This window comes from Saccharopolyspora shandongensis (assembly GCF_900106995.1).
GTDB classification, from domain to species: Bacteria; Actinomycetota; Actinomycetes; order Mycobacteriales; family Pseudonocardiaceae; genus Saccharopolyspora; species Saccharopolyspora shandongensis.
In genome coordinates this window covers 41,455-61,711 of the sequence record NZ_FNOK01000050.1, presented here as the reverse complement: position 1 = coordinate 61,711, position 20,257 = coordinate 41,455, and the positions used below count along the sequence as shown (strand labels likewise).

The window sequence follows — 20,257 nt, the reverse complement described above, 5'->3', positions numbered from 1 at the left end:
GGCCTGCGGGGGACCAGCGATCCTCCCAGCCGGAGGCGCTCATGCACGTGCCTGCGTTGTTGTGGTTCGCGACGGTGGGAATCCTGCTCGCGCTCGTAGCCCGCGATCTGGCCTCGGGCTGGCGGGCGCGGCCCGAACCGTCGCCGCGCAACGACGCGCTCGTCGTCGTCGGCTACCTCCTGCTCGCCGCGCTGTTCGGCGTCGTGGTGCTCGTCGTCGGCGGTGCCCCGAGCGCCGGGGCGTTCTTCGCCGGGTGGGGCAGTTCGCTGGCGGTGACGGTCGATGCGCTGGTGGTGTTCGTGCTGATCACCAGCGGGGCACGGGCCCGGCACCGAGTCGTGGTCCTGGGCGTGGCCGCGTCCGCGCTGGCCCGGTGCGGGCTGATCGCGTTCGGCATCCCGAGCGCCTCCGCCATCGCCTGGATCTCCGCGCTGTTCGGCGCCTGCGTGCTCGCGGCAGCGTGGCCGGTCTTCCGCCACGACGACGCGGCGACGCTCCCGGCGGTGCTGGGCAGGCCCGGAGCCGCACCGGCTGCGGCAGTGTCGACGGCCGCGGTTCTGGGCTTGTTCTCGGTGTCGGCGGCGGTGGCCGGCGGGGCGTACCTGGCGTTCTGCGCCGGCATGTTCTCCCTGCTCGGCTTCCACCGGCTGTTCCGCCTGGTCGCCGGCCTGGTCGACCGGAGCCCGGACGCCTCGACCGGGCTCGCGGTGGTGCTGGTGTTCATCGGCGTGAAGTCGGTGCTGGCCGGGGTGACCGGAACCGCGCCGGACGCGCAGGTGACGGTGCTGACGCTCGGGATGATCGCCGCGGTCGCCGTGCTGAGCGCGATCACCGCGGCGCGCGCACCCTCGCCCTGACCCGGAATTCGCGCGGGCACCCCGGTGTTCTGGAAGAACCACGAGATTCCGGTTGGAGGCCTGCGATGGCTTCGGAGGATCGGTTCGACGAACTGGACGCCTACTCGCGGACGGTGGCGGCCGTCGCTGCGGCGATCACGCCCAGCGTGGCGAGCCTGCACTCGTCCGGCGAATGGGGAGAGGCCGCCGGATCGGCGGTGGTGTTCACCGCCGACGGCTTCATGCTGACCAACGCGCACGTCATCGGCCAGGCCGGCGGCGGCACGGCGCGCTTCGCCGACGGCACCAGCACCCCGTTCACCGTCGTCGGCACGGATCCGCTCTCCGACCTGGCCGTGGTCCGGGCGGCGGGGGAAACGCCGCCGCCGGTCCGGCTCGGCGACAGCGACCGGCTGGTGGTCGGGCAGCTCGTCGTCGCCGTGGGCAATCCGCTCGGGCTCGCCGGATCGGTCACCGCCGGCGTGGTCAGCGGGCTGGGCCGGTCGCTGCCCGTGCGCAGCGGGAACGCGGCACGGATCATCGAGGACGTGATCCAGACCGACGCCGCCCTCAACCCCGGCAACTCCGGCGGCGCGCTCGCGGACGCGCAGGGCGTCGTGGTGGGCGTGAGCACCGCGGTCGCCGGGGTCGGCCTTGGCCTGGCGATCCCGATCAACGCCACCACCCGGCGCATTGTCGACTCGCTGGTGCGGGACGGCCGGGTCCGCCGCGCCTTCCTCGGCCTGGTGACCATCCCGGCGCCGCTGCCGGACGACCTGGCCGCGCGCACCGGGCAGAACACCGGGCTGCGGGTGGTCGACGTGGTGCGGCAGAGCCCGGCGGCCCGGGCCGGACTGCACCGCGGCGACCTGCTGCTGACCGCGGGCGGCAGCCCGGTGCGCGACGCGCAGGGCCTGCAGCGGCTGATGTTCGCCGAGGCCATCGGCCGGCCGCTGCAGATCACGGTCACCCGCAACGGCGCGCTGGTCGACGTGATCACCGAACCCGTGGAGCTCCAGGACGGCCGCAGCCAGGCCGGCGGAGCGGCATAGAGTCGGACGGTGCTCTCCGGATCCATCCCGGTCACGTCGGCGCTCGGCGTGGCCATCGCGTTGCTCCTGCTCACCGCCGCGGCCGTCGCCGGCCTCGGCGGGCTGGCGCGGTATCGGGACGTGCTGTTCGCCGGCCTGCGCGGCGCCGTGCAGCTGCTCGTCGTATCGCTGCTGATCGCCTACATCGTCCGGTGGACCGCCCTGGCCGCGCTGTTCATCGTGCTGATGTTCGCGATCGCCGCGCACACCGCCGGGCGGCGGATCACCGGCAACCGCACGTGGCTGTGGGCGGCGCTGCCGATCGCCGCCGGCGTCGCCCCGGCGGTGCTGCTGCTCGTCGTCACCGGCGCGGTCCCGCTGACCGGACTGGTGCTGATCCCGCTGGTGGGACAGCTGATCGGCGGCGCGCTGGTGGCGACCGCGCTGGCCGGGCGGCGGCTGCTGGACGAGCTGCAGCAGCGGCGCGGCGAGGTGGAGGCCGCGCTGGCGCTGGGTCTGGTGGGCCGCGCGGCGCGGCTGGAGATCGCCCGGCCGGTGGCCGGTAGCGCCCTGGTGCCCGCGCTGGACCAGACCCGCACCGTGGGCACCGTGACGCTGCCGGGCGAAACCGATGGAGGGTGGGGTCTACGCCGATTCTTCCGGCAGCAGCCGGTAAATCCGCAGGTCAAGGGTAGGTAGGTCGACCCATCTGTAGGGGCAACGTTCGTGCTCTTGTTGGCCCTCTTTGACCCATCTCCGGGTTGAACTTTGGTGACCGCCGTCGAGGTCTCCTGAGGTTCTCCACCGCGTGCACAACGCTGGCCGCTCCCAGATGGCCGCCGCCCTCCTGTATCACCACGCCCAGGGCCGCGTCACCGTCCGTTCCGCCGGATCCGCACCTGCCGACACCGTCAACCCCGCCGTGCTTCAGGTCATGAACGAACTCGGCCTCGACCTCTCCCAGGAATTTCCGAAGGAACTCGCCGCCGACGCCGTCGAAGCCGCCGACGTCGTCATCACCATGAGCTGCGGCGACGCCTGCCCCGTCTTCCCCGGCAAGCGCTACCTCGACTGGGAACTCACCGACCCCGCCGGCAAATCCATTGAGGACGTCCGGCCGATCCGCGACGACATCGACCGCTGCGTCCGCGCCCTGCTCGCCGAACTCGTGCCCGAGGCAGCGAAGTGAGCGACGTCCGCAACGTGATCATCGTGGGCCGAGCGCCCTGATCCACTGCCCAAGTCCGTGCCTGGTGTCCACGGCCACAGTCATGCACTTGAAATGATCACCCAGACCGGAGCAACGATCGCAGGCCCGGCACTGCGGGGCGACGACAGAAGGCAGGCCCGTCCAGAGACGACGGGCCCGCCCATAAGGTCAGGCAGGATTACGGCACCTGGATGAAGACATTGCCACCGATGCCGTTACCGCCAAAGCCGTCACCGCCGATGCCGGAACCACCGATACCGGAACCGGCGGCGGAGCCGCCACCGTTGCCGCCACCTTGGCCACCACCGTTGCCGCCGCCGCCACCGTTGATCACGGCGGGGCCCCAGCCGCCGTGGAGAGGAAGCGTCGACATGACCGTGCGAGCAGGCAGGAACTCAATGCGCTGGTCATGGAGCTCTGCAGAGCTCAGCGGTTGAGTTTTTTCGAACATTTGGCCGGTCCTCCTTCGTTCGAATGGGCTCGGATGCCGCGCGGAGATCGATGCCAAGCAAGGTCGAAAGTTTCCCAGATCCCCATTCCAACGCCCCCAGGTTCGTTGACATCAGCACGGAGACTAAGGGAACCCGCGATACGGCGCAGTCCGGTCAAAAAGGATCACTTCGGCCAGACGAAGACACTGCCGCCAACGCCGTTACCGCCAACGCCGTTACCACCAATGCCGGGGCCACCGGGGCCACCGTCAACATTGACGCCACCGTTACCACCGGCGCCGCCACCTTGGCCGCCACCGTTACCGCCGCCGTTACCGGCGCCGCCACCGTTGATCATTATCGGGTCCCAGCCTCCGTGGAGCGGGAGCGTCGACATGACCGTGCGCGCAGGCAGAAACTCAATGCGCTGGTCATGGAGCTCCGCAGAGCTCAGCGGTCGAGTCTTTTCGAACACTTGGCCGGTCCTCCTTCGTTCGAATGGGCTCGGATGCCCAGGTTGCAAGTCCCTCGGATCCCCATTCCAACGCCCCGAGATCCGTTGGCAGCAGCCCGGAGGCTAAGGGAACCCGCGCCCCGGCGCAGCCCGAAAACTCCGGTCACCCGGACCACAATTCCGCAAGCCATCGACCAGCGCACACCAGCACCCCTGCGGTCTGCATCGACGCAGCCCAACACCCTGGAAAAAAATCAATTCAGGCAAACGGGGGATCTGCTCCGGAATCGCACTCGCATTCACGGCCAACACGGAAACGTTTTCGAAAAAAACCGGCGCGTAAATTTTTCCCTGCAGGAACGTCAACCGGAACCCGGCCGTGCAGACCGGGCAGCGCAATTCCTTCCGGCATCCGGGGCGTCGGATGATCAGCGGAGACCAAGATCAGGTTCTGTGGGCATGCGGCCAGCCGCTGCGGCCCTGCGTGCCGCCGACCGCCCCTGGCACGGTGGTCGATCGACGGTCGGATCCCGACACGACTGCGCACGCACACCCACGAGCGGCGAGAAGTTAATTGCACGGCAGGGTGAATCAAAGTGCATCAGGCGTTCGGTGCTCCTAGGTTCTGCCCGTGCGCCAGGAACGTGCCGCTGTGGCGCATCCAACGGGTGGCCGAGTCCCGGTTTTCCCGGTGATTTCCCTCGAATTGCGAAGGAGCACCAGATGCGACAGACCTCTCGGTCGCTGAGCGCTGCAGAACTGGACGACCAGCGCGTCGAGTTCCTCCCAGCGCGCACCGTCATGTCCACGTTCTGGCTCCCAGCGAACGGCGACGCCAATGTCGCCACCACCGGCGACATCCAGAGCGGCTCCGGCGGCAACGGCGGCGGCAACGGCGGCGGCCAGGGTGGTGGTGGCGGCGGCATCGGAGGCATCGGCGGCGATGGCGGCGATGGTGGCAACGGCATCGGAGGCAACGGCATCGGCGGCGACGGCATCGGCGGCGACAGCGTCGTCATCGCCGGCTGACGTCGAAAGCTTTGCGCAGTGCGGCGTTCACGGCCAAAATAACGCGCCGCTGAACGTTCGAAAGCAGCAACCGCCGACGGGCGCGACCTCCCCCGCTAGGGACGATGTCGCGCCCGTCGGCCGGTTTCAGACCGGATGAACACCCTGGAGTCGTCATGGCCGCACCGCACCAGGCCGGTTCGTCACCGGAAGACGAGGACGTCGCGCACCTGGCGGTACCCGCGCTCGTGGCCGGCACCGAGCTGATCGGCCGCTACCAAGGTTCGGGTCATCGCGAAGCGCCGTACCTGGTTCGGCGACCCGAAGGTCAGATCCTGCAGCTGTCGTACCTGCTGTACCTGGTCGCGGCGGGCCTCGACGGGCGCCGCAGCTTCGCCGATCTCGCGGCGCGCCTCAGCGACGAATCGGGTCGCGGCATCACCGCCGGGCAGGTGTTCTTCCTCGTCGAGAACAGGTTGCGGCTGGCCGGGATTGTGGCGGCCGAATTCGAGTCCGACCTGCCGCCGGAAGCCGCACGGAAGGGGCGGGATCGGTTGCTGGCGTTGAAGTTCCGCGTCGCGCTGGTGCCCGAACACGTCGTCGCGGTCATCGCCCGCGTGTTCCAGCCCCTGTTCTGGCCTCCGGTGGTGGTCGTGGCCCTGGCGGCTTTCGTCGTCGTCGACGTCTTGTTGGCCGTGCACGGCGGCGCCGAGCATGTCGTTGCGGACGCGAAGGAGCTGCTGAACCAACCGGAGCAGATCCTCCTGGTGCTGCTTGTGCTGATCCTCGCTGGGATGTTCCACGAGTGCGGGCACGTCGCGGCCTGCCGATATGGCGGTGCGCGGCCGGGCGCGATGGGTGTGGGTATCTATCTGGTGTGGCCCGCGATGTATAGCACGGTCACCGATTCCTACCGCCTCAGCCGCGTTGGTCGGCTGCGCACTGATCTCGGTGGCCTCTACTTCAACGTGATCGCGATGCTCATCATGATCATCGGCTACGTGCAGACCGGGCTCCCCTGGCTGCTGGCGGCACTCTTGGCCTGGCAGGTGACGAGCTTCTGGCAGTTGCTGCCGTCGATCCGCTTCGATGGCTACTACATCCTGAGTGATCTGGTGGGCGCCCCCGACCTCTTCGACCGGATGGGGCCCGTGCTGCGCAGCCTGCTACCGGGCCGCCGCCCGCACCCCCGCGTGCAGGAGCTGAAGCCCTGGGTCCGCCGAGTGATCACGGTGTGGGTCGTGCTGACGATCCCGTTCATGGCGTACTGGATCACCGCTTTCCTGCTCCTCGCACCGTACGTGCTGCCGACCCTGTGGCACTCGCTGATCCTGCAGTGGAACATCACGGGCGGCTCGATCCAGGCCGGCGACGCCGCCGGAGCCGCAGTCGGCATGCTCCGGCTGGCCATGCTGGTGCTGCCATGGGCGGGCATCACGCTTGTCCTCCCCAACCTGACCAGCCAATTCGCCCGCTCCTTCCGCAAGTGGCGAACCCGCCACACGCTCGAACCGCGCTAGCGCCACGGCCGGTTTCCGCGCAAAACCGGCACTTCGCGAGGGTGAGGAAGAAGGAGGCGTGAAGTTCGCGGACTACTTCGATTTCTCCGATTCGTTCACGGGCCAGCCGTCGCACCGCGTCCGGGCGCTGTTCCGCGGCGAGAACGAAGAAGCCTGGAGCTGTCCGTGAAGCGGCTACCCACACCTCGCGCGCTGACGGTGACCGCGGAGCCCTGCGGATCCTGCTCAGCGCACGCCGTGAGATCACTACCGCACGGACCCGTCAGATCAACCGGTTGCGGGCATTGCTGCTCGTCGGAGATGACACTGATCGCGACCTTGCTCGCGGTCCTCTCACGGACAGTCGCTGAATTCGATTGCGCGCCGCCGCGGCAAGAACGGCGACACCACCGAGCACGCGGTGCGACGCGCCGAAACCCGCCGCCTTGCGCTCGCCATCGACGACGCCGATCACGTGCTGACCGACAACAAGCAGCAGCTGACCGAACTGGTGACCGCGGTTTCCCCACTATTGCTGGAAAAACCCGGTGCTGGACCAGTCTGCAGCGCCCAGGCGAGCTCTCTTGGAGCTGGAACGAAAGGTGACGCTCGTTCGAATGGTCGCCGTAGTGATGTTCATGGGCGTTGTTGTTGGCATGGTCCTTTTCGTGTACCTGCCAGCCAATTTCGTCATATTCGGGCTCACGCTCGGTTTATCTGCCGGGATTATTCGTTTGGTGATTTCGGCGTGGGGGAGTTGGCTGCTCTTCACACTCCTGTGGCTGCCACTGACCGGCCGTTTGCCGTGGCGCCCGAAGCGTTTTCTCGAAGATGCCTACGACCGTGGCGTACTCCGCACAACTGGTGCGGTCTACCAATTCCGCCACGCCTGGCTCCGCGAACACCTCGCCGACCACTACCGAAGCTGGCCGAACAGCACATCACGACACCCGACCCGAGCGGCCGAACCACACCAGCGACTCCGAAGTCTGCGATCGCCAGAGACGGTCATGATCGGCACGGTAGTGCGCCCTCGGCGAGCTACCTGACGACCATGCGGCCTGAACGTGCGTGCATCTGCGCCAGTTCGCGCCAGCGGGTGGGGACTGTCCCACGAGCAGGCCTGCGCAGGCAAGCAGCACGGTGAGGGCCGTCAGGGGCACACAGCACGGTGATGGTGAGACGGGCTGGGGGGGATGGCGCGGCCGGTGCGGATGGCTGTGCGGACATGGTGGACTCGCTGGGTGAACGTTGCGTTGATCAGGCTGACCACGCCTGCGATGGCGAGCCGGCTCGTGTTCGCGCCGCGTGCGGCCAGGAGCAGGACCGCGTCGGCTGCGGCCATGACCAGGGCGGTGGAGCCCCAGGCGTTGCGGGTGGCTGATGTCGTCGTCGGTGACCAGGCGGGTGGCGAAGCGGTGGAGCGGTCGTTTCGCGGCGAGCAGTGCCACCACGGCGACGGCGATCGGCACGGCCCAGGTCGGCTGGGTCCAGGCCAGCGCCCCGAGCAGCACGGTGGCGATCGCCGCGATCTCGGTGGTCGCCCCCACGTCGGCCTCGGCGGAAGCCCGGATGATGAGGACGTACCAGGCGATGACCAGCAGGCCGGCGGCGCTGATCGTGACGATCAGCACGGCCGGGCCGAGCGCCTCGGCTGCCCGGCGGTGCTGTGCTCGCGTTCCAAGCCCAGCAGCAGCCCGATCGCCATCGCCGTGGCGAAGTGCACGAGCGCAGTCGTGGTGTCCACCAGACCCCCTCAGCCCGGGACGATGTGTGGTCATCGGCGGCGCGGGGAAAGCCAGGGAGACTCCGCACTGCGTCGCCGGATGCCACCCGCCCGTTCTCCCCATCAGCGTTGCCGCCAACGGTGTCCGTCCCTAGAGGACTTCGTCAGCACGGGTTCGGCCGCGTCGATGTGCGATCTCGCGTAGTGGCGAGTACACCCGGCGTCATTGACTGCCAGGTGCCGACCTGAGGTCGGGGAAGCGGGGGAGCTATGACGGAGGACGAGCCGCGGATCGTGGTGGGTGTGGACGGTTCGCCCGGCTCCCGAGCTGCACTGCGCTGGGCGCTGCGGTACGCGGAGCAGAGCAGCGGACGCGTCATCGCGTTGATCGCGTGTGGGTATCCGGCCCTCATCGACGTGGTGCTGCCGATGTCGGAGGGCGACGTAGCCGCCGAGGCCAGGCGGGAGTTGCGGAAAGCGGTCGAGGAAACCGCCGCCTCGCTGGGAGCGAAGGTTCCGGTGGAGCAGACGGTGGTGCGAGATCACGCGGCACGGGCGCTGCTGGACGAGGCCCAGGAGGCGGACCTCTTGGTGGTGGGCAGCCGCGGGCGCGGTGGGTTCGCCGGGGTTCTCCTCGGATCGGTCGGCCAGCACTGCGTGCTCCACGCGCCGTGTCCGGTCGTCATCGTCCGCCACGCCGACGGCTGACCGCCCGGGGTCGACCGGCCCCGTTCCGGCCGACCGACTCGCGGGTATCCGGGCGGCGTTGAGCGGGAAACCCGTGGTGCGGGGGAGTGTCGCGATGACGAGCAGAACGATCCCGTCGCAGGAGACGATGCGTTCGGTGCTGGCCCTGGCGTGCCGGGCGCCGTCGGTGCACAACAGTCAGCCCTGGCGGTGGAAGCTGGCCGAGTATTCGGTGCGCCTCTACCTCGATCGTTCCCGGCTGTTGGAGGTCATCGACCCGACCGGGCGGGAGATGGTGATCAGCTGTGGCGCGGTCCTCAACCACGCCCGCATCGCGTTCGCAGCCGACGAGCCCGGGTGCACCGCCTGCCGAACCCGGCACAACCGGACCACCTGACGTCGATCGAGTTCACCGAGCTGACCGAGATCGATCCGCACGTCGAGACACTGGCGGCAGCGGCGGCGAACCGGCGCACCGACCGGCGGCCAGAACTGCACGCTCAGATTCGCCCTGGAAGACGGCGAGCGCCGCGAAGTGGAACTTGCGATCCAGCACGCCGGCGCGGAGCAGCGGGACCAACCCGAGCACAGGTAGGAGCTCGCCGCCTGGGCGGGCCGGCACGCGTCTGCCGAGGGAGTGTCGGCGCACAGCCTTCCAGCAGAGCACCTGCGCGGCATGCCTGAACGCGATTTCGCGCTGGTTGCCGAGGCCGAGGGGGAGTTGCCGGTACCGATCCTGGACGACGGCGCGGTGCCGGCGGTGCTGTCCACTCGCGGCGACAGCTAGGAGGAGCGCGGTCCTTCTCAGCGTGACGGAGCAACGTCTGGCGACGTGCCCGTTGAGCCAGGTCGGCGAGGTCGCCACCGCCCGCAATCAGGTCCGGGACCAGGTCCTGGGTGGAAGTGGCTTTCCGCAGATGGTGATCCGGCTGGGGTGGCCGGTCACGAGCGAGTTCCCCGACCTGCTCACACCGCGCCGCCCGTGTCGGAGGTGGTCGAGCCGTTGTTCCCCCGGGGATGACGTCTCAGACCTGATCTGGCCGCTTCCAGGAGGATCTTGCGTTCGGCAGCATCCACGACGTGCCGCACCGCGGGCACGGCGTCGGGGTTGACCGAGATCGACGTGATGCCGAGCCGGACCAGGTGTTCGGCGAACTCCGGATCGTTGGTCGGGGCCAGGCCGCACAGCGACGACGTGATCCCATTCCGGCGGGCGGCGCCGATGATGCGTCCGATCGCATCCAGCACCGCAGGATCGGACTCGTCGAACAGCTGCGTGCACACCTCGGAGTCGCGGTCGACGCCGAGGACGAGCTGGGTGAGGTCGTTGCTGCCGATGGACACGCCATCGATGCCCAGCCGGGTGTAAGCGGACAGCCAGTACTGCACAGACGGGACTTCCGCCATGACCCACCGTGCTGCGCCTCGATGTCCGCCATCAGGCCGTGTAGGACGTTGCCAGCGGTCGCGCTCGTGCGCATGCCCAAGTACTCGGCGGACGGAGTCCGAGCACGGACGAAGGGACGTTGGGCCGGTGCGTGCGTGTTGTCTGCGGGCGAACACTGGCCGGGGAGCCGTAGGAGGTGACGGCATGCCGTTCGGTGATCGCAGAGATGCGGGGTGGCGGCTGGCCGAGCAGTTGCAGCACCTGCGCGACGAGGACGTCGTGGTGTTGGGATTGCCGCGGGGTGGTGTTCCGGTCGCATTCGAGGTGGCCCGGGCACTGGACGCCCCGCTGGACGTGATCGTCGTCCGCAAGCTCGGAGTTCCCTTCCACCCGGAGTTGGGGATGGGGGCGATCGGAGAGGGCGATGTCCGGATCATCAACGACGAGGTGATGTGGCGAACCGGCGTGCGGCCCGCCGAGCTGGCCGAAGTCGAGCAGCGGGAGCGGGTCGAGTTGGACCGGCGGGCCCAGCGGTTCCGGGACGGTCGCGCGCGGGCGGAGCTGTCGGGGCGGACGGCGCTCATCGTCGATGACGGGATCGCGACCGGCTCCACTGCTGCGGTGGCCTGCCGCGTGGCTCGCGCGCAGGGCGCGGCGCGGGTGGTGTTGGCGGTGCCGGTAGCCCCGCGCAATGCACTGGAGAGGCTGCGGGAATCCGTGGACGAACTGGTCTGTCTGGAAACACCCGAGGGGTTCTGGGCTATCGGCCAGTGGTACGCGGACTTCTGCCAAACCTTGGACGCGGAGGTGGTCGACTTGCTCGACCGGGCTGCGCAGGCCCATCCCGCTCCCACCACGGCCGGGGATCCCGATGCGTGGCTGCGGGATGAAGAGGTCGAAGTCGCAGTCGGTCCGGTGCGGCTGGCGGGACATCTGAGCGTGCTCGAGCGCGCCCAGGGGACCGTGGTGTTCGCGCACGGCAGCGGCAGCAGCCGGCACAGCCCCCGCAACCGGTACGTGGCCGGGAAACTCAACCGCGCCGGGTTGGGGACGTTGCTGTTCGACCTGCTCGCCGGGGCCGAGGAGCTCGACCGCAGAAACGTCTTCGACATCGAACTGCTGGCGTCTCGGCTGGTCGAGGTCGCCAGGTGGCTGCACACCCAGCCGGAAGCCCGGCACCTCGGCGTCGGTTACTTCGGCGCGAGCACCGGTGCCGCGGCAGCGCTGTGGGCGGCTGCCGAGGCACCGGACCTGGTGAATGCTGTGGTCTCCCGCGGCGGTCGGCCGGACCTGGCTGCCGAGCGGCTGGCCGAGGTGCAGGCACCGACGCTGCTGATCGTGGGCAGCCGGGACGACGCGGTGCTCGAACTCAACCAGCAAGCACACGCCCTGATGCGCGGTGAGAGCCGGATGGCGGTCGTGCGGGGAGCGACCCATCTGTTCGAGGAGGAAGGGACTCTGGACGAGGCTGCGGAACTAGCCCGCGACTGGTTCACCAGTCACCTCGCGGCAGTCGGGCGCAGGGCCTGAGGCGCAACGATCAGCGCACCCGAGCGCAGGGCATCGCCAATTGATGGCCCTTCTCCTCGTTGCGTCGATTCCTGGCCCATCGAGGGGAGGGGCGAGTCCGATGCCGGAAGTCGGTCATGCGGTCGTAGTGGGACTTGATGCTTCGAAGGCATCCCGCCATGCTGCAGGGTGGGCAGCTCGGGAAGCTGCCAGCAGGCGTCGTCCGCTGTTGCTGGTGCACGTGTTCCCCAGGCCATTGCTGGAGCTCACCCGGTTTCGCCAGCCGGGCACGGCAGAACCTCACGAGCCCCTTCAACAGGCCATGTGCCGGGAGTTGAGCACGGTATTGCAGCAGTGCCTCCAGATCGCTCCCGGATTGGAGATATGCACCGAAATGATCTCCGGCGATCCGGTTGAGGTGCTCGCGAGGAAGTCCGAGCACGCCGAGTTGCTGGTGGTGGGCTCGTCGGGCATCGGCAGCCCGGATCTGGTCTTGGTCGGCTCTACCGCAGCCGAGTTGCTCACCCACCAGACAGGTGCACCCGTGGTCATCACCCGCGGCGCTGATCAGGCTGGGCAGGAATCCCCACAGGTTGTGGTCGTGGGCGTGGACGGCTCCTCGAACAGCGTTCGTGCGGTTGACTTCGCTTCCCGGCATCATTGCCGTTTGGTCGCTGTGCACGCCTGGAGCGACCTGCCTCTGGATTACCCGCAGGCATGGGTTCTTGATCATGACGAGGCGCATCGGGAAGCCTCGGAGCTGTTGTCGCGCTCTCTGTCGGGGTACGCGGAACGCTATCCCGATGTTCTGGTGCGCGAAGTGGTCACGGTCCAGCGTCCGGCGCAAGCGCTCGTCGAGGCTTCGCGAGGTGCGGGGTTGCTGGTTGTCGGTAGCCGTGGTCGGGGTCCGGTCCGCCGGGCCGTGCTGGGGTCGGTCAGTCACGCTGTGGTGCACGCCGCGCCGTGCACCGTCGCGGTGCTCCGCGGATAAAGGGCGGGGTGGGGACGATGAAGGACACGATCCCGCTGGGACGATTCGCCGGAGTGCGGATCGGCTTGCATTGGAGCGTGGCGGGCATCGTCGCACTGGTGGCGGTTGGCCTGGGAGTGTATTGGCTACCGGTTGCCTTTCCTGGGCATGCGCCGGTTGCCTACGCGCTCGGCGGGGCCGTCTCCGCGGTGCTGTTGGTGTGTTCGGTGTTGGCGCACGAGCTCGCGCATTCGGTCGTCGCCCGGCGCAACGGTGTCGTGGTGGAGGGCATCACCCTGTGGTTGCTGGGTGGAGTCGCGCGGCTTCGGGGCGAGGCGCGCACTGCTGGAGCCGACTTCCGAATCGCCGTCGTCGGTCCGGCGTCCAGTGCGGTGCTCGCGCTGGTGTTCGGAGTGGGCGGCTGGATGGCGGTTCGGCTGGGCGCCGATGAGTTGATCGTGGCCGTGCTGGGCTATCTGGCGGTGCTCAACGCCGTGGTGGCGGTGTTCAACCTGGTACCCGCAGCGCCACTGGACGGTGGCCGGGTGTTGCGGTCGGCGTTGTGGGCGTTGACTGGTGATCGGTTCAGGGCGGCGGTGTGGTCGGCGTGGGCGGGACGCGGCTTCGGATTCCTCTTGATCGTCGCGGGCCTCGCCGAGGTGCTGGGGCGCAGCACCGGTGGGCTGTGGTTGGTGCTGGTGGGCCTTTTCATCGTCAACATGGCCTCCGCTGAGGAACGCCAGGCCCGCATCGGCGTGGCGCTGGCCGGGATCTCGGTCGGGGACGTGATGTCCAGCCCCGTCGAGACGGTGGAGGCCAGGCAGTCGGTGGAGCAGTTCTTCCGCGATGCCGTCGTATCTCACCGGCACTCGGCTTTTCCGGTGCTGGACGAGCACGGGCAGCTGCGAGGTCTGGTGACCCTCCAGCACCTTCGTGAAGTGCCGGTGGAGGTACGCGGCGGGACCGCGCTGGGGCAGGTGGCCTGCCCGGTGGAGAAGATCGCGGTGGCCGAGCCGGGGGAGCCATTGGCACTTGTGTTGCCTCGCATGACTCAAACCAGCCGGGGCCGGATCCTCGTCTGCAGCGCAGGAGAACTCCGCGGCATCATCTCGCCCTCCGACGTAGCCCGCGTCCTGTCCGACCACAGCCTCACCGCCACGCTGCCCGCAGGGGCCGATCTCACCTGGGAGCCCGAGACGAGACCCCCGCCATCGGACTGGTGGTTCCCGGGGCAGCAGCGGCCCCGCTGACTTCCAAGTCGAATCCCGGCTCGGTGCGTGTCCGCAGAATCCGACCGGAGTGAATGGCGTTGGTGGAGCTTATTCCTCAAGGCCCAGCGTCCACAGCATCAGCACGGCTGCGGCTTGCGCACTCAGCTGCTGAGATCTGGTTCCCCGCAGTGTTCGGAGATCGCGTGGCGGGCCGCCCGCTCCAGTTCGATCGCCGCCGCCCAGTCCGAACCCGTGGGAAAGATTGGTGTTCCAACGGTGACGTGCACGGCATTGTGGCGACTGAAGCGGTGCTGACCGGGCGGGAAGATGGCACGTGTGCCGTGAACAACAACGGGGACGACTGGACGCCCTGAGCGTGCGGCGATCACGAACGCTCCCATGTGAAATGGCCGCAAGCCAGGCGTCGGCGACAGTCCACCCTCCGGGAAGAGAACGAGCCGTTGACCGTCCTGCGCTGCAGCAGTGAGGCGGTCGGTGTCGGCAACACCCTGCTCTCGATCGGTCCGCTCGACGAACAGCGTGCCCACGCGCCGCAGCAGGAATCCGGTCGTTCGCTTGGTTGCGAGGATTTCGGCGGCGACGAATGTGTAACGGCCGGGCAGGGCCGCGATCAACGCGATGACGTCGAGGTAGCTGGGGTGGTTGGCGACCACGATGCAGCCTTGGACGTCTGCGAGGGACTCGGCATGGTCCACGGCCAGCCGAGTCCGGGTGAGACGGGCCAAGCTCAGAGCCGCCCGGCGGGCGATGTCGAAAGCTCGGTTGGGAAACACGGCTGCACCGAGAACAGTCGGGCCGCCGACCAGCACGACCAGGAACCAACACCAGACTGTGAAGGCGACATCGGACACTCGCCGCACACCGCGGCGCAGTGGACCTGTCATCGCCTCCGCGGCGAAGCGAAGTCCGTGCCACCACGCGGGGCGGCCAGGCGCACCCACCACGCCCTGTTCGTAGCTGCCACGGCAGGCCGCGCGCCGGATCTTGCCGCTGGCGGTCTTCGGCACCGCGCCGGGCGGCGCGAGCACGACATCGTCGGGCGCCGCGCCCAGCAGGTCAACGGAGACGGCGGCGATGCGTTCACGCAGCGCGGCACGTGCGGCTGTTGCTGTTTGGGGTGTTTCTGCGACCACGATGAGCCGTTCGGCCTTGCCGGCGCGCGATGTCGTGGCGAACACGGCGACGCAGTCCTTGCTGATTCCCGGAAGGTCGCCGACGGCGGCTTCGAGCTCTTCGGGGTGCAGGTTCCGTCCGGCCCGGATGATGAGGTCCTTGACCCGACCGGTGACGTACAGTTCACCGACGTCTCGATATCCGAGATCACCGGTGTCCCACCAGCCGCGCCGGCGCAGTGCCGCAGTCTCGAGGGGATTGCGGAAATAGCCCGGAGTCGCCGACGGACCCCGGAATTCGATCCGGCCCTCGCGCCGATCATCGGTCTCATTGCCTGCGGTGTCCACGATTCTGATCTCATGGCCAGGAAGCGGCACACCGCAGCCGACGAACCGCAGCGGATCCGGATCATCTTTCGCGGCAGGCCGTGCGCGCCCCGATCGCAGGAATTCCTCGCGGTCCACGCGATCCACGACCGGTCCGCGTCCTATGGGCGGAAAGGTCAGCCCCACGCATGACTCGGCCAGACCGTAGGCCGGGGTCAGCGCCTGTCGGCGCAACCCGTATGGCTGGAATCGATCCGCGAATCGCGCGAGGGTATCGGCGCGGACCGGTTCTGCACCGCTGAACGCCAAGCGCCAAGAGCTGAGATCCAGCCCGTCGAGCTCCGCGTCGTCGATCTCTCGCACGCACAACTCGTAGGCGAAGTTCGCTCCTGCAGACAGACTGGCCCGGTGGTTGTGTACGGCCCACAACCATCGGGACGGCCGGGTCAGAAACGCCGACGGTGGCATGGCCACCAGCGGAAGTCCAAAGTAGAGACTTGACAACCAAGTCCCTATCAGGCCCATGTCGTGATACAACGGCAGCCAGCTCACGCACACGTCTGATGTGGACACCCCGGCGGCTTGGCCCATCGCCCGGATGTTGGCCAGCAGGTTGGCATGGGTGAGCATCACGCCCTTTGGGTTGCCGGTACTGCCCGACGTGTACTGCAGCAACGCGACATCCCGGGCGTTCCGCCTGACCGCACCAGACTCGCCGTGCCCGGTCAGCTCGGAAGATGTGACGACATGCCGCAGCGACGCGACGTGTCCACGAACCAGCTTCGTCATCCGAACGGCAGCGGAATCGGTGACCAGCACCCTCGCTTCGGCGTTGGCGAGGATACCCACCTGGCGACGAAGATGGTTGGTCAACTGCGACGGACGCGCAGGCGGATAGATCGGCACCGGGACTCCGCCGGCCAGCATGACCCCTGCGAAGCAGGCGAAGTACTCCCGACCGGTGGGCAGCATCAGCGCCACCGCATCACCGGGACGAACATTTCGAGCCGCCAGTCCCGCGGCCACCGTTGCCGCACCGTGCCCGAGATCGGAGTAACTGAGGTCCTCGACAGCGGTGTCGTGCAGGATTCGCAGATGCTGCCGCTGCGGGTGGACCTTGATATGCCAGTCCAGGGCCTCGACCAAGGTAGTGATCGTGTCGGGTATCCGTTCGGCCTGCGGCGGCAACACCTGCCAGTCCTGGGCCGGCCGAGGCGCGCCCGTACGGGAGGAACGGCGCACGACCGCGAGAAGATCGCGAGGCGTCTCGATGCTGCCCAGGGTGCCCTCCGGCAGGCTGACACCGAAGGCGCCCTCCATCCGGGTCAGCAACTCGGCGAGGGCGAGACTGTCCAGCCCGAGATCGCGATCAAACGCACTGTCAAGGGTGGCGACAGCGGCGAGATCGGCGGTACGCCGTTCAGCCACCAAACCCCGCACCGCACTGACCAACAGCGTCTCATCACTGGCCGCTGTTGGTTCGGCTGCGCTCATAGCGACCGCTCCCCACTCGCCTGCATCCACGTCCAGCGCCGGGCTGCCCGAGGTGATCGGTAACCGGCCATCTCAAACGCGGCTAGACCACCCTGAGACATCCCCCTCCGTAGCTCCCCGTCCAGCCTTCACGCCTGGCCAGGGCACTGTGAATAGGCCCAAAGGCCCCACATGGCGAAACGCGTATGCGCCCCCGCGGCGACGGATCACGTTCGCCAGCAGCCCTGCGGAGGCAGATCAGCTCGATGTTTACGTCAGCTGTTGATCGCGCGAACCACGGTGTGCCTGATCTCTTCCTCGATTCGATTCGCGAGGGGTTCCACTACGTCCGAGACCTGCTGCGACAGGCCAGAGCCGAGACTGGTCTCCGCGCTTTCGACCGCGAAGACGACCAGTTGCCGCGGCAGCCGGTCCAGTACGCGGGCGAGTTCGACGGCGTCGCTGAGGCCGAGTCCGTGCGAACTGGTCTTGCTGCGCGGTCTCCATGGCTGGTCGCCTTCGAACTGCAGCCGGTGTACTCGGCCGGGGTGGGCGGGGCGGGCGTGTGCCGCGTCGACCACGATGGTGAGGTGGGTGTCCTCCCACATGGCGATCAGCCGGGCGGGGTCGCCGTCGCACGCCGTGAGGATGGCTTCGCCGGGCAGCGGTCGGCACCGCGCACGTTCGCTCATCCGGGACACGACGGCCCAGCCCACGCCGTCGTCGCGACGGTACTCATTGCCGACTCCGATGACAGCGATCCGGGCAGGGACATACATGCGCTTCTCCCTTCGCCCGTTCGTGCCGGCCACCTCGGGTCATGGTGTGGGCCGCTGGTTGTGGCCGCCATGCGGGGCTGCCGGTGGGTCGCCATAATCCCGCCAGCGGCACTCTCGGCACCGGGAGGTGGGCGATGACGAACAGCGGTGGCTCCACCGCAGTGATCGACTCAACTGGCCTGGACGCGTTGATCTCGGTTCTGGCCGGTCGGGGCCGAACTGTCATCGGACCCACCGTTCGCGATGGGGCCATCGTGCTGGCCGAGATATCCAGCGGCAACGAGCTCCCCTACGGCTGGGGCGTCGAGCTGGAGGCCGGCTACTACCGGCTGCGTGCCCGCGAGGACGGGGCCGCGTTCGCCAACAGCGCGGGGCCACAGTCGTGGAAGACGTTCCTGCACCCGCAACGGGTACGGCAGTGGACCGCCGAACGCGGCGCCGAAGGCGATTTCACGGTGGCTGAGGACACCACGCCGCCCCCATCGTATGCGTTCCTCGGCGTGCGCCCGTGCGATCTGCGAGCCATCGCGGTGCAGGACCGCGTGCTCACCGGCGGACAGTTCACGGACCCTGCGTACCGCGGGCGGCGCGAGCGGGCCTTCCTGGTGGCGGTGGAGTGCACCGAGCCAGGTGCCACATGCTTCTGCGCGTCCATGGACGCCGGGCCAGCCGCTGGCCCCGGCTACGACCTGGTGCTTACCGAGGTGCTCGACGACGAAGGGCATCGCTTCCTCGCCCGGGCCGGCAGCGAGGAGGGCGAGTCGGTGCTGGCTGAGCTGCCGCGCCGCCCTGCCGACGACACCACCCGTGTCGCGGCGCACGAACGGGTCACCGACGCCGCAGGGCGCATGGGTCGCACCATGCCGGCGGTCGACCTGCATGTGCTGATGCGTGACACGTTGGCGGCCGAGCGCTGGAACGATGTCGCATCACGCTGTCTGACCTGCGGTAACTGCACCATGGTCTGCCCCACCTGCTTCTGTACCACGGTCGAGGACGTCACCGACCTCAGCGGTGACCATGCCGAGCGATGGCGGCGCTGGGAATCCTGTTTCGACTTGGAGTTCACCCACCTGCAGAGCGGCCCGGTCCGTACGTCGCAGCGTAGCCGCTACCGGCAGTGGGCCACCCACAAACTCGGCACCTGGTATGACCAGTTCGGCAGCTCGGGGTGCGTTGGCTGCGGGCGGTGCATCGTCTGGTGCCCGGTCGGCATCGACATCACAGAGGAAGCCCACGCGCTGAACAACGAGAGGGCTGCCTCCGCATCGGAGCCTGCCGCATTCGACGAGGATCCATCGTGACGGTCGTTCGGCACGGCTTTGTCGGTGCGCTGCCACCTGAGCATCGCGAGCGGCTGCTCGGACTTGCCCACGAGACTTCTTTCCCCTCTGGCATCCGCATTTTCGATGAGGATGGCGAGGCCGATCGGTTCTGGATCATCCGTTCGGGACGGGTCGCGCTCGATATCCACATCCCAGGCCGCGGCTCCGTTGTCGTGGAGACCATTGGTGATGACGAACTGCTCGGCTGGTCCTGGATGTTCGAGCCGTATCGCTGGCACTTGGGGGCGCAAACGTGCAGCCCGGTGCGGGCGTACGAGTTCGACGCGAAGCAGGTGCGCGACGCGCGTGATGCGGATCCTGCGTTCGGATTGGCGCTGACTGACTGCGTTGCCCAAGTGGTCGCACGGCGGTTGAAGGCCGCGCGCCTGCGCCTTCTGGACCTCTACGCGGTCGGAGGCACCGACGACGGCGGTAGCAGCGTATGACCGCCGGGTTCGCTCTTCCATCGCCGTACCGCGTCGTGGAGCGCACCGACGACACGCTGAACACCGCGACGATCGTCCTGGAGCCGGCGAGTTCGGCGCTGCCCCCGTTTTCTCCCGGGCAGTTCGCCATGGTGTACGCGTTCGGTGTCGGCGACATCCCGGTGTCGGTCAGCGGTATCCACGGGCATCGCTTGACGCACACCATCCGGGCCGTCGGGGCGATCTCCAGCGCACTGCACACGGTGCGGCCTGGCCAGGTGGTTGGTGTGCGCGGTCCGTTCGGCACCGGCTGGGGCCTGCCCCGCAGTCGCGGGCGCGATCTGCTGGTCGTGGCAGGTGGTATCGGGCTGGCGCCGCTGCGGACGGTGGTGCTTGAAGCGCTCGCCGAGCCCGAGTCGTACGGGCGGCTCAACGTTCTGGTCGGAGCGCGTGCCCCCGGCGAGTTGCTCTACACCGCTCAGACGCGCAGCTGGCAGGCGGCCGGGGCCCGAGTCTTGATCACTGTGGACCAGCCAGACGAGGCGTGGACCGGAGATGTCGGGGTCGTCACCACTCTGCTCGACCGGGCGACCTTCGAGCCGAAGGAGACGGCGGCGTTCCTCTGCGGCCCGGAGGTGATGATCCGGGCCACCGCCCGCGACCTGGTCCATCGAGGCGTTCCAGCCGACCGGATCCGCGTCGCGCTCGAACGCACCATGCACTGCGGCACCGGCCATTGCGGCCACTGCCAACTCGGACCGCTGCTGCTGTGCCGCGACGGGCCTGTCGTGAGTTGGACGCGTGCCGGGCCCCTGCTCGCAGTACGGGAGCTGTGA

At 68.5% G+C, this 20,257-nt stretch carries 18 protein-coding genes and 2 pseudogenes; 15 read left to right on the top strand and 5 right to left on the bottom strand.

What is annotated here, in order from left to right; translation table 11 throughout:
• Positions 1-41 precede the first annotated feature (41 nt).
• The 4 genes from BLW84_RS35780 to BLW84_RS35765 all read left to right on the top strand — a co-directional run bounded on the left by BLW84_RS35780 (position 42) and on the right by BLW84_RS35765 (position 3,056).
• Positions 42-857: a TerC family protein gene (locus tag BLW84_RS35780; RefSeq protein WP_093274868.1), complete on the top strand. Its 816-nt coding sequence runs from the start codon at positions 42-44 to the stop codon at positions 855-857.
• A gap of 65 nt (positions 858-922) precedes the next feature.
• Positions 923-1,888 carry a S1C family serine protease gene (locus tag BLW84_RS35775; RefSeq protein WP_093274866.1) on the top strand — a complete coding sequence of 322 codons (966 nt, stop codon included), beginning with the start codon at positions 923-925 and terminating at the stop codon, positions 1,886-1,888.
• Between the two features lie 9 nt (positions 1,889-1,897).
• Positions 1,898-2,566, top strand: a complete 669-nt coding sequence (locus tag BLW84_RS35770; protein WP_245761622.1) for an ABC transporter permease — start codon at positions 1,898-1,900, stop codon at positions 2,564-2,566.
• Positions 2,567-2,675: 109 nt separating this feature from the next.
• Positions 2,676-3,056 carry an arsenate reductase/protein-tyrosine-phosphatase family protein gene (locus BLW84_RS35765; RefSeq protein WP_281247483.1) on the top strand — a complete coding sequence of 127 codons (381 nt, stop codon included), beginning with the start codon at positions 2,676-2,678 and terminating at the stop codon, positions 3,054-3,056.
• A 199-nt stretch (positions 3,057-3,255) separates the two neighbouring features.
• Here the strand turns inward: BLW84_RS35765 and BLW84_RS35760 are convergent, their stop codons facing one another.
• Positions 3,256-3,528, bottom strand: a complete 273-nt coding sequence (locus tag BLW84_RS35760; RefSeq protein ID WP_177226868.1) for a hypothetical protein — start codon at positions 3,526-3,528, stop codon at positions 3,256-3,258.
• Positions 3,529-4,685: 1,157 nt separating this feature from the next.
• Here BLW84_RS35760 and BLW84_RS35750 point away from each other — a divergent pair.
• From BLW84_RS35750 to BLW84_RS50510, 3 genes and pseudogenes are all read left to right on the top strand, one after another.
• Complete coding sequence (locus BLW84_RS35750) at positions 4,686-4,991, top strand: hypothetical protein (protein WP_177226867.1); 306 nt, start codon at positions 4,686-4,688, stop codon at positions 4,989-4,991.
• Between the two features lie 155 nt (positions 4,992-5,146).
• Entirely contained in the window at positions 5,147-6,490 is a 1,344-nt protein-coding gene (locus BLW84_RS35745) for a hypothetical protein (RefSeq protein WP_093274861.1), read from the top strand.
• Between the two features lie 28 nt (positions 6,491-6,518).
• Positions 6,519-6,659: pseudogene (locus BLW84_RS50510) on the top strand (hypothetical protein); the annotation flags it as partial.
• Positions 6,660-7,410: 751 nt separating this feature from the next.
• On the opposite strand, the gene BLW84_RS49550 reads toward BLW84_RS50510, so the two are convergent.
• Entirely contained in the window at positions 7,411-8,103 is a 693-nt protein-coding gene (locus tag BLW84_RS49550; RefSeq protein WP_245761621.1) for a hypothetical protein, read from the bottom strand.
• 362 nt (positions 8,104-8,465) lie between these two features.
• On the opposite strand from BLW84_RS49550, the gene BLW84_RS35735 reads away from it, so the two are divergent.
• Complete coding sequence (locus BLW84_RS35735) at positions 8,466-8,903, top strand: universal stress protein (RefSeq protein ID WP_093274858.1); 438 nt, start codon at positions 8,466-8,468, stop codon at positions 8,901-8,903.
• Positions 8,904-8,997: 94 nt separating this feature from the next.
• A complete protein-coding gene (locus BLW84_RS47955; protein ID WP_177226866.1) occupies positions 8,998-9,279 on the top strand; it encodes a hypothetical protein in 282 nt (93 codons plus the stop codon).
• Between the two features lie 638 nt (positions 9,280-9,917).
• On the opposite strand, the pseudogene BLW84_RS35725 reads toward BLW84_RS47955, so the two are convergent.
• Positions 9,918-10,325 (bottom strand): annotated as a pseudogene (locus tag BLW84_RS35725) (putative PEP-binding protein); the annotation flags it as partial.
• A 148-nt stretch (positions 10,326-10,473) separates the two neighbouring features.
• Here BLW84_RS35725 and BLW84_RS35720 point away from each other — a divergent pair.
• From BLW84_RS35720 to BLW84_RS35710, 3 genes are all read left to right on the top strand, one after another.
• Positions 10,474-11,799, top strand: a complete 1,326-nt coding sequence (locus BLW84_RS35720) for a phosphoribosyltransferase (RefSeq protein WP_093274855.1) — start codon at positions 10,474-10,476, stop codon at positions 11,797-11,799.
• Between the two features lie 100 nt (positions 11,800-11,899).
• Entirely contained in the window at positions 11,900-12,769 is an 870-nt protein-coding gene (locus BLW84_RS35715; RefSeq protein WP_093274853.1) for a universal stress protein, read from the top strand.
• 17 nt (positions 12,770-12,786) lie between these two features.
• Positions 12,787-13,998: a site-2 protease family protein gene (locus BLW84_RS35710; RefSeq protein ID WP_093274851.1), complete on the top strand. Its 1,212-nt coding sequence runs from the start codon at positions 12,787-12,789 to the stop codon at positions 13,996-13,998.
• Between the two features lie 122 nt (positions 13,999-14,120).
• Here BLW84_RS35710 and BLW84_RS35705 read toward each other — a convergent pair whose 3' ends face one another.
• A complete protein-coding gene (locus BLW84_RS35705; RefSeq protein WP_093274850.1) occupies positions 14,121-16,913 on the bottom strand; it encodes an AMP-binding protein in 2,793 nt (930 codons plus the stop codon).
• Positions 16,914-17,167: 254 nt separating this feature from the next.
• Positions 17,168-17,704, bottom strand: coding sequence for a hydrogenase maturation protease (locus tag BLW84_RS35700; protein ID WP_218157604.1), 537 nt, complete (start codon positions 17,702-17,704; stop codon positions 17,168-17,170).
• A gap of 101 nt (positions 17,705-17,805) precedes the next feature.
• Here BLW84_RS35700 and BLW84_RS35695 point away from each other — a divergent pair, with 101 nt between their 5' ends.
• From BLW84_RS35695 to BLW84_RS35685, 3 genes are read left to right on the top strand one after another with little or no spacing between them, the layout of a single operon-like run.
• Entirely contained in the window at positions 17,806-18,975 is a 1,170-nt protein-coding gene (locus BLW84_RS35695) for a 4Fe-4S dicluster domain-containing protein (RefSeq protein WP_093274845.1), read from the top strand.
• Positions 18,972-19,442, top strand: a complete 471-nt coding sequence (locus tag BLW84_RS35690; protein WP_218157603.1) for a Crp/Fnr family transcriptional regulator — start codon at positions 18,972-18,974, stop codon at positions 19,440-19,442. Before BLW84_RS35695 ends, BLW84_RS35690 begins: the two co-directional genes overlap by 4 nt.
• Positions 19,439-20,257, top strand: coding sequence for an FAD/NAD(P)-binding protein (locus BLW84_RS35685; protein ID WP_093274842.1), 819 nt, complete (start codon positions 19,439-19,441; stop codon positions 20,255-20,257). The genes BLW84_RS35690 and BLW84_RS35685 overlap by 4 nt, the downstream gene beginning before the upstream one ends.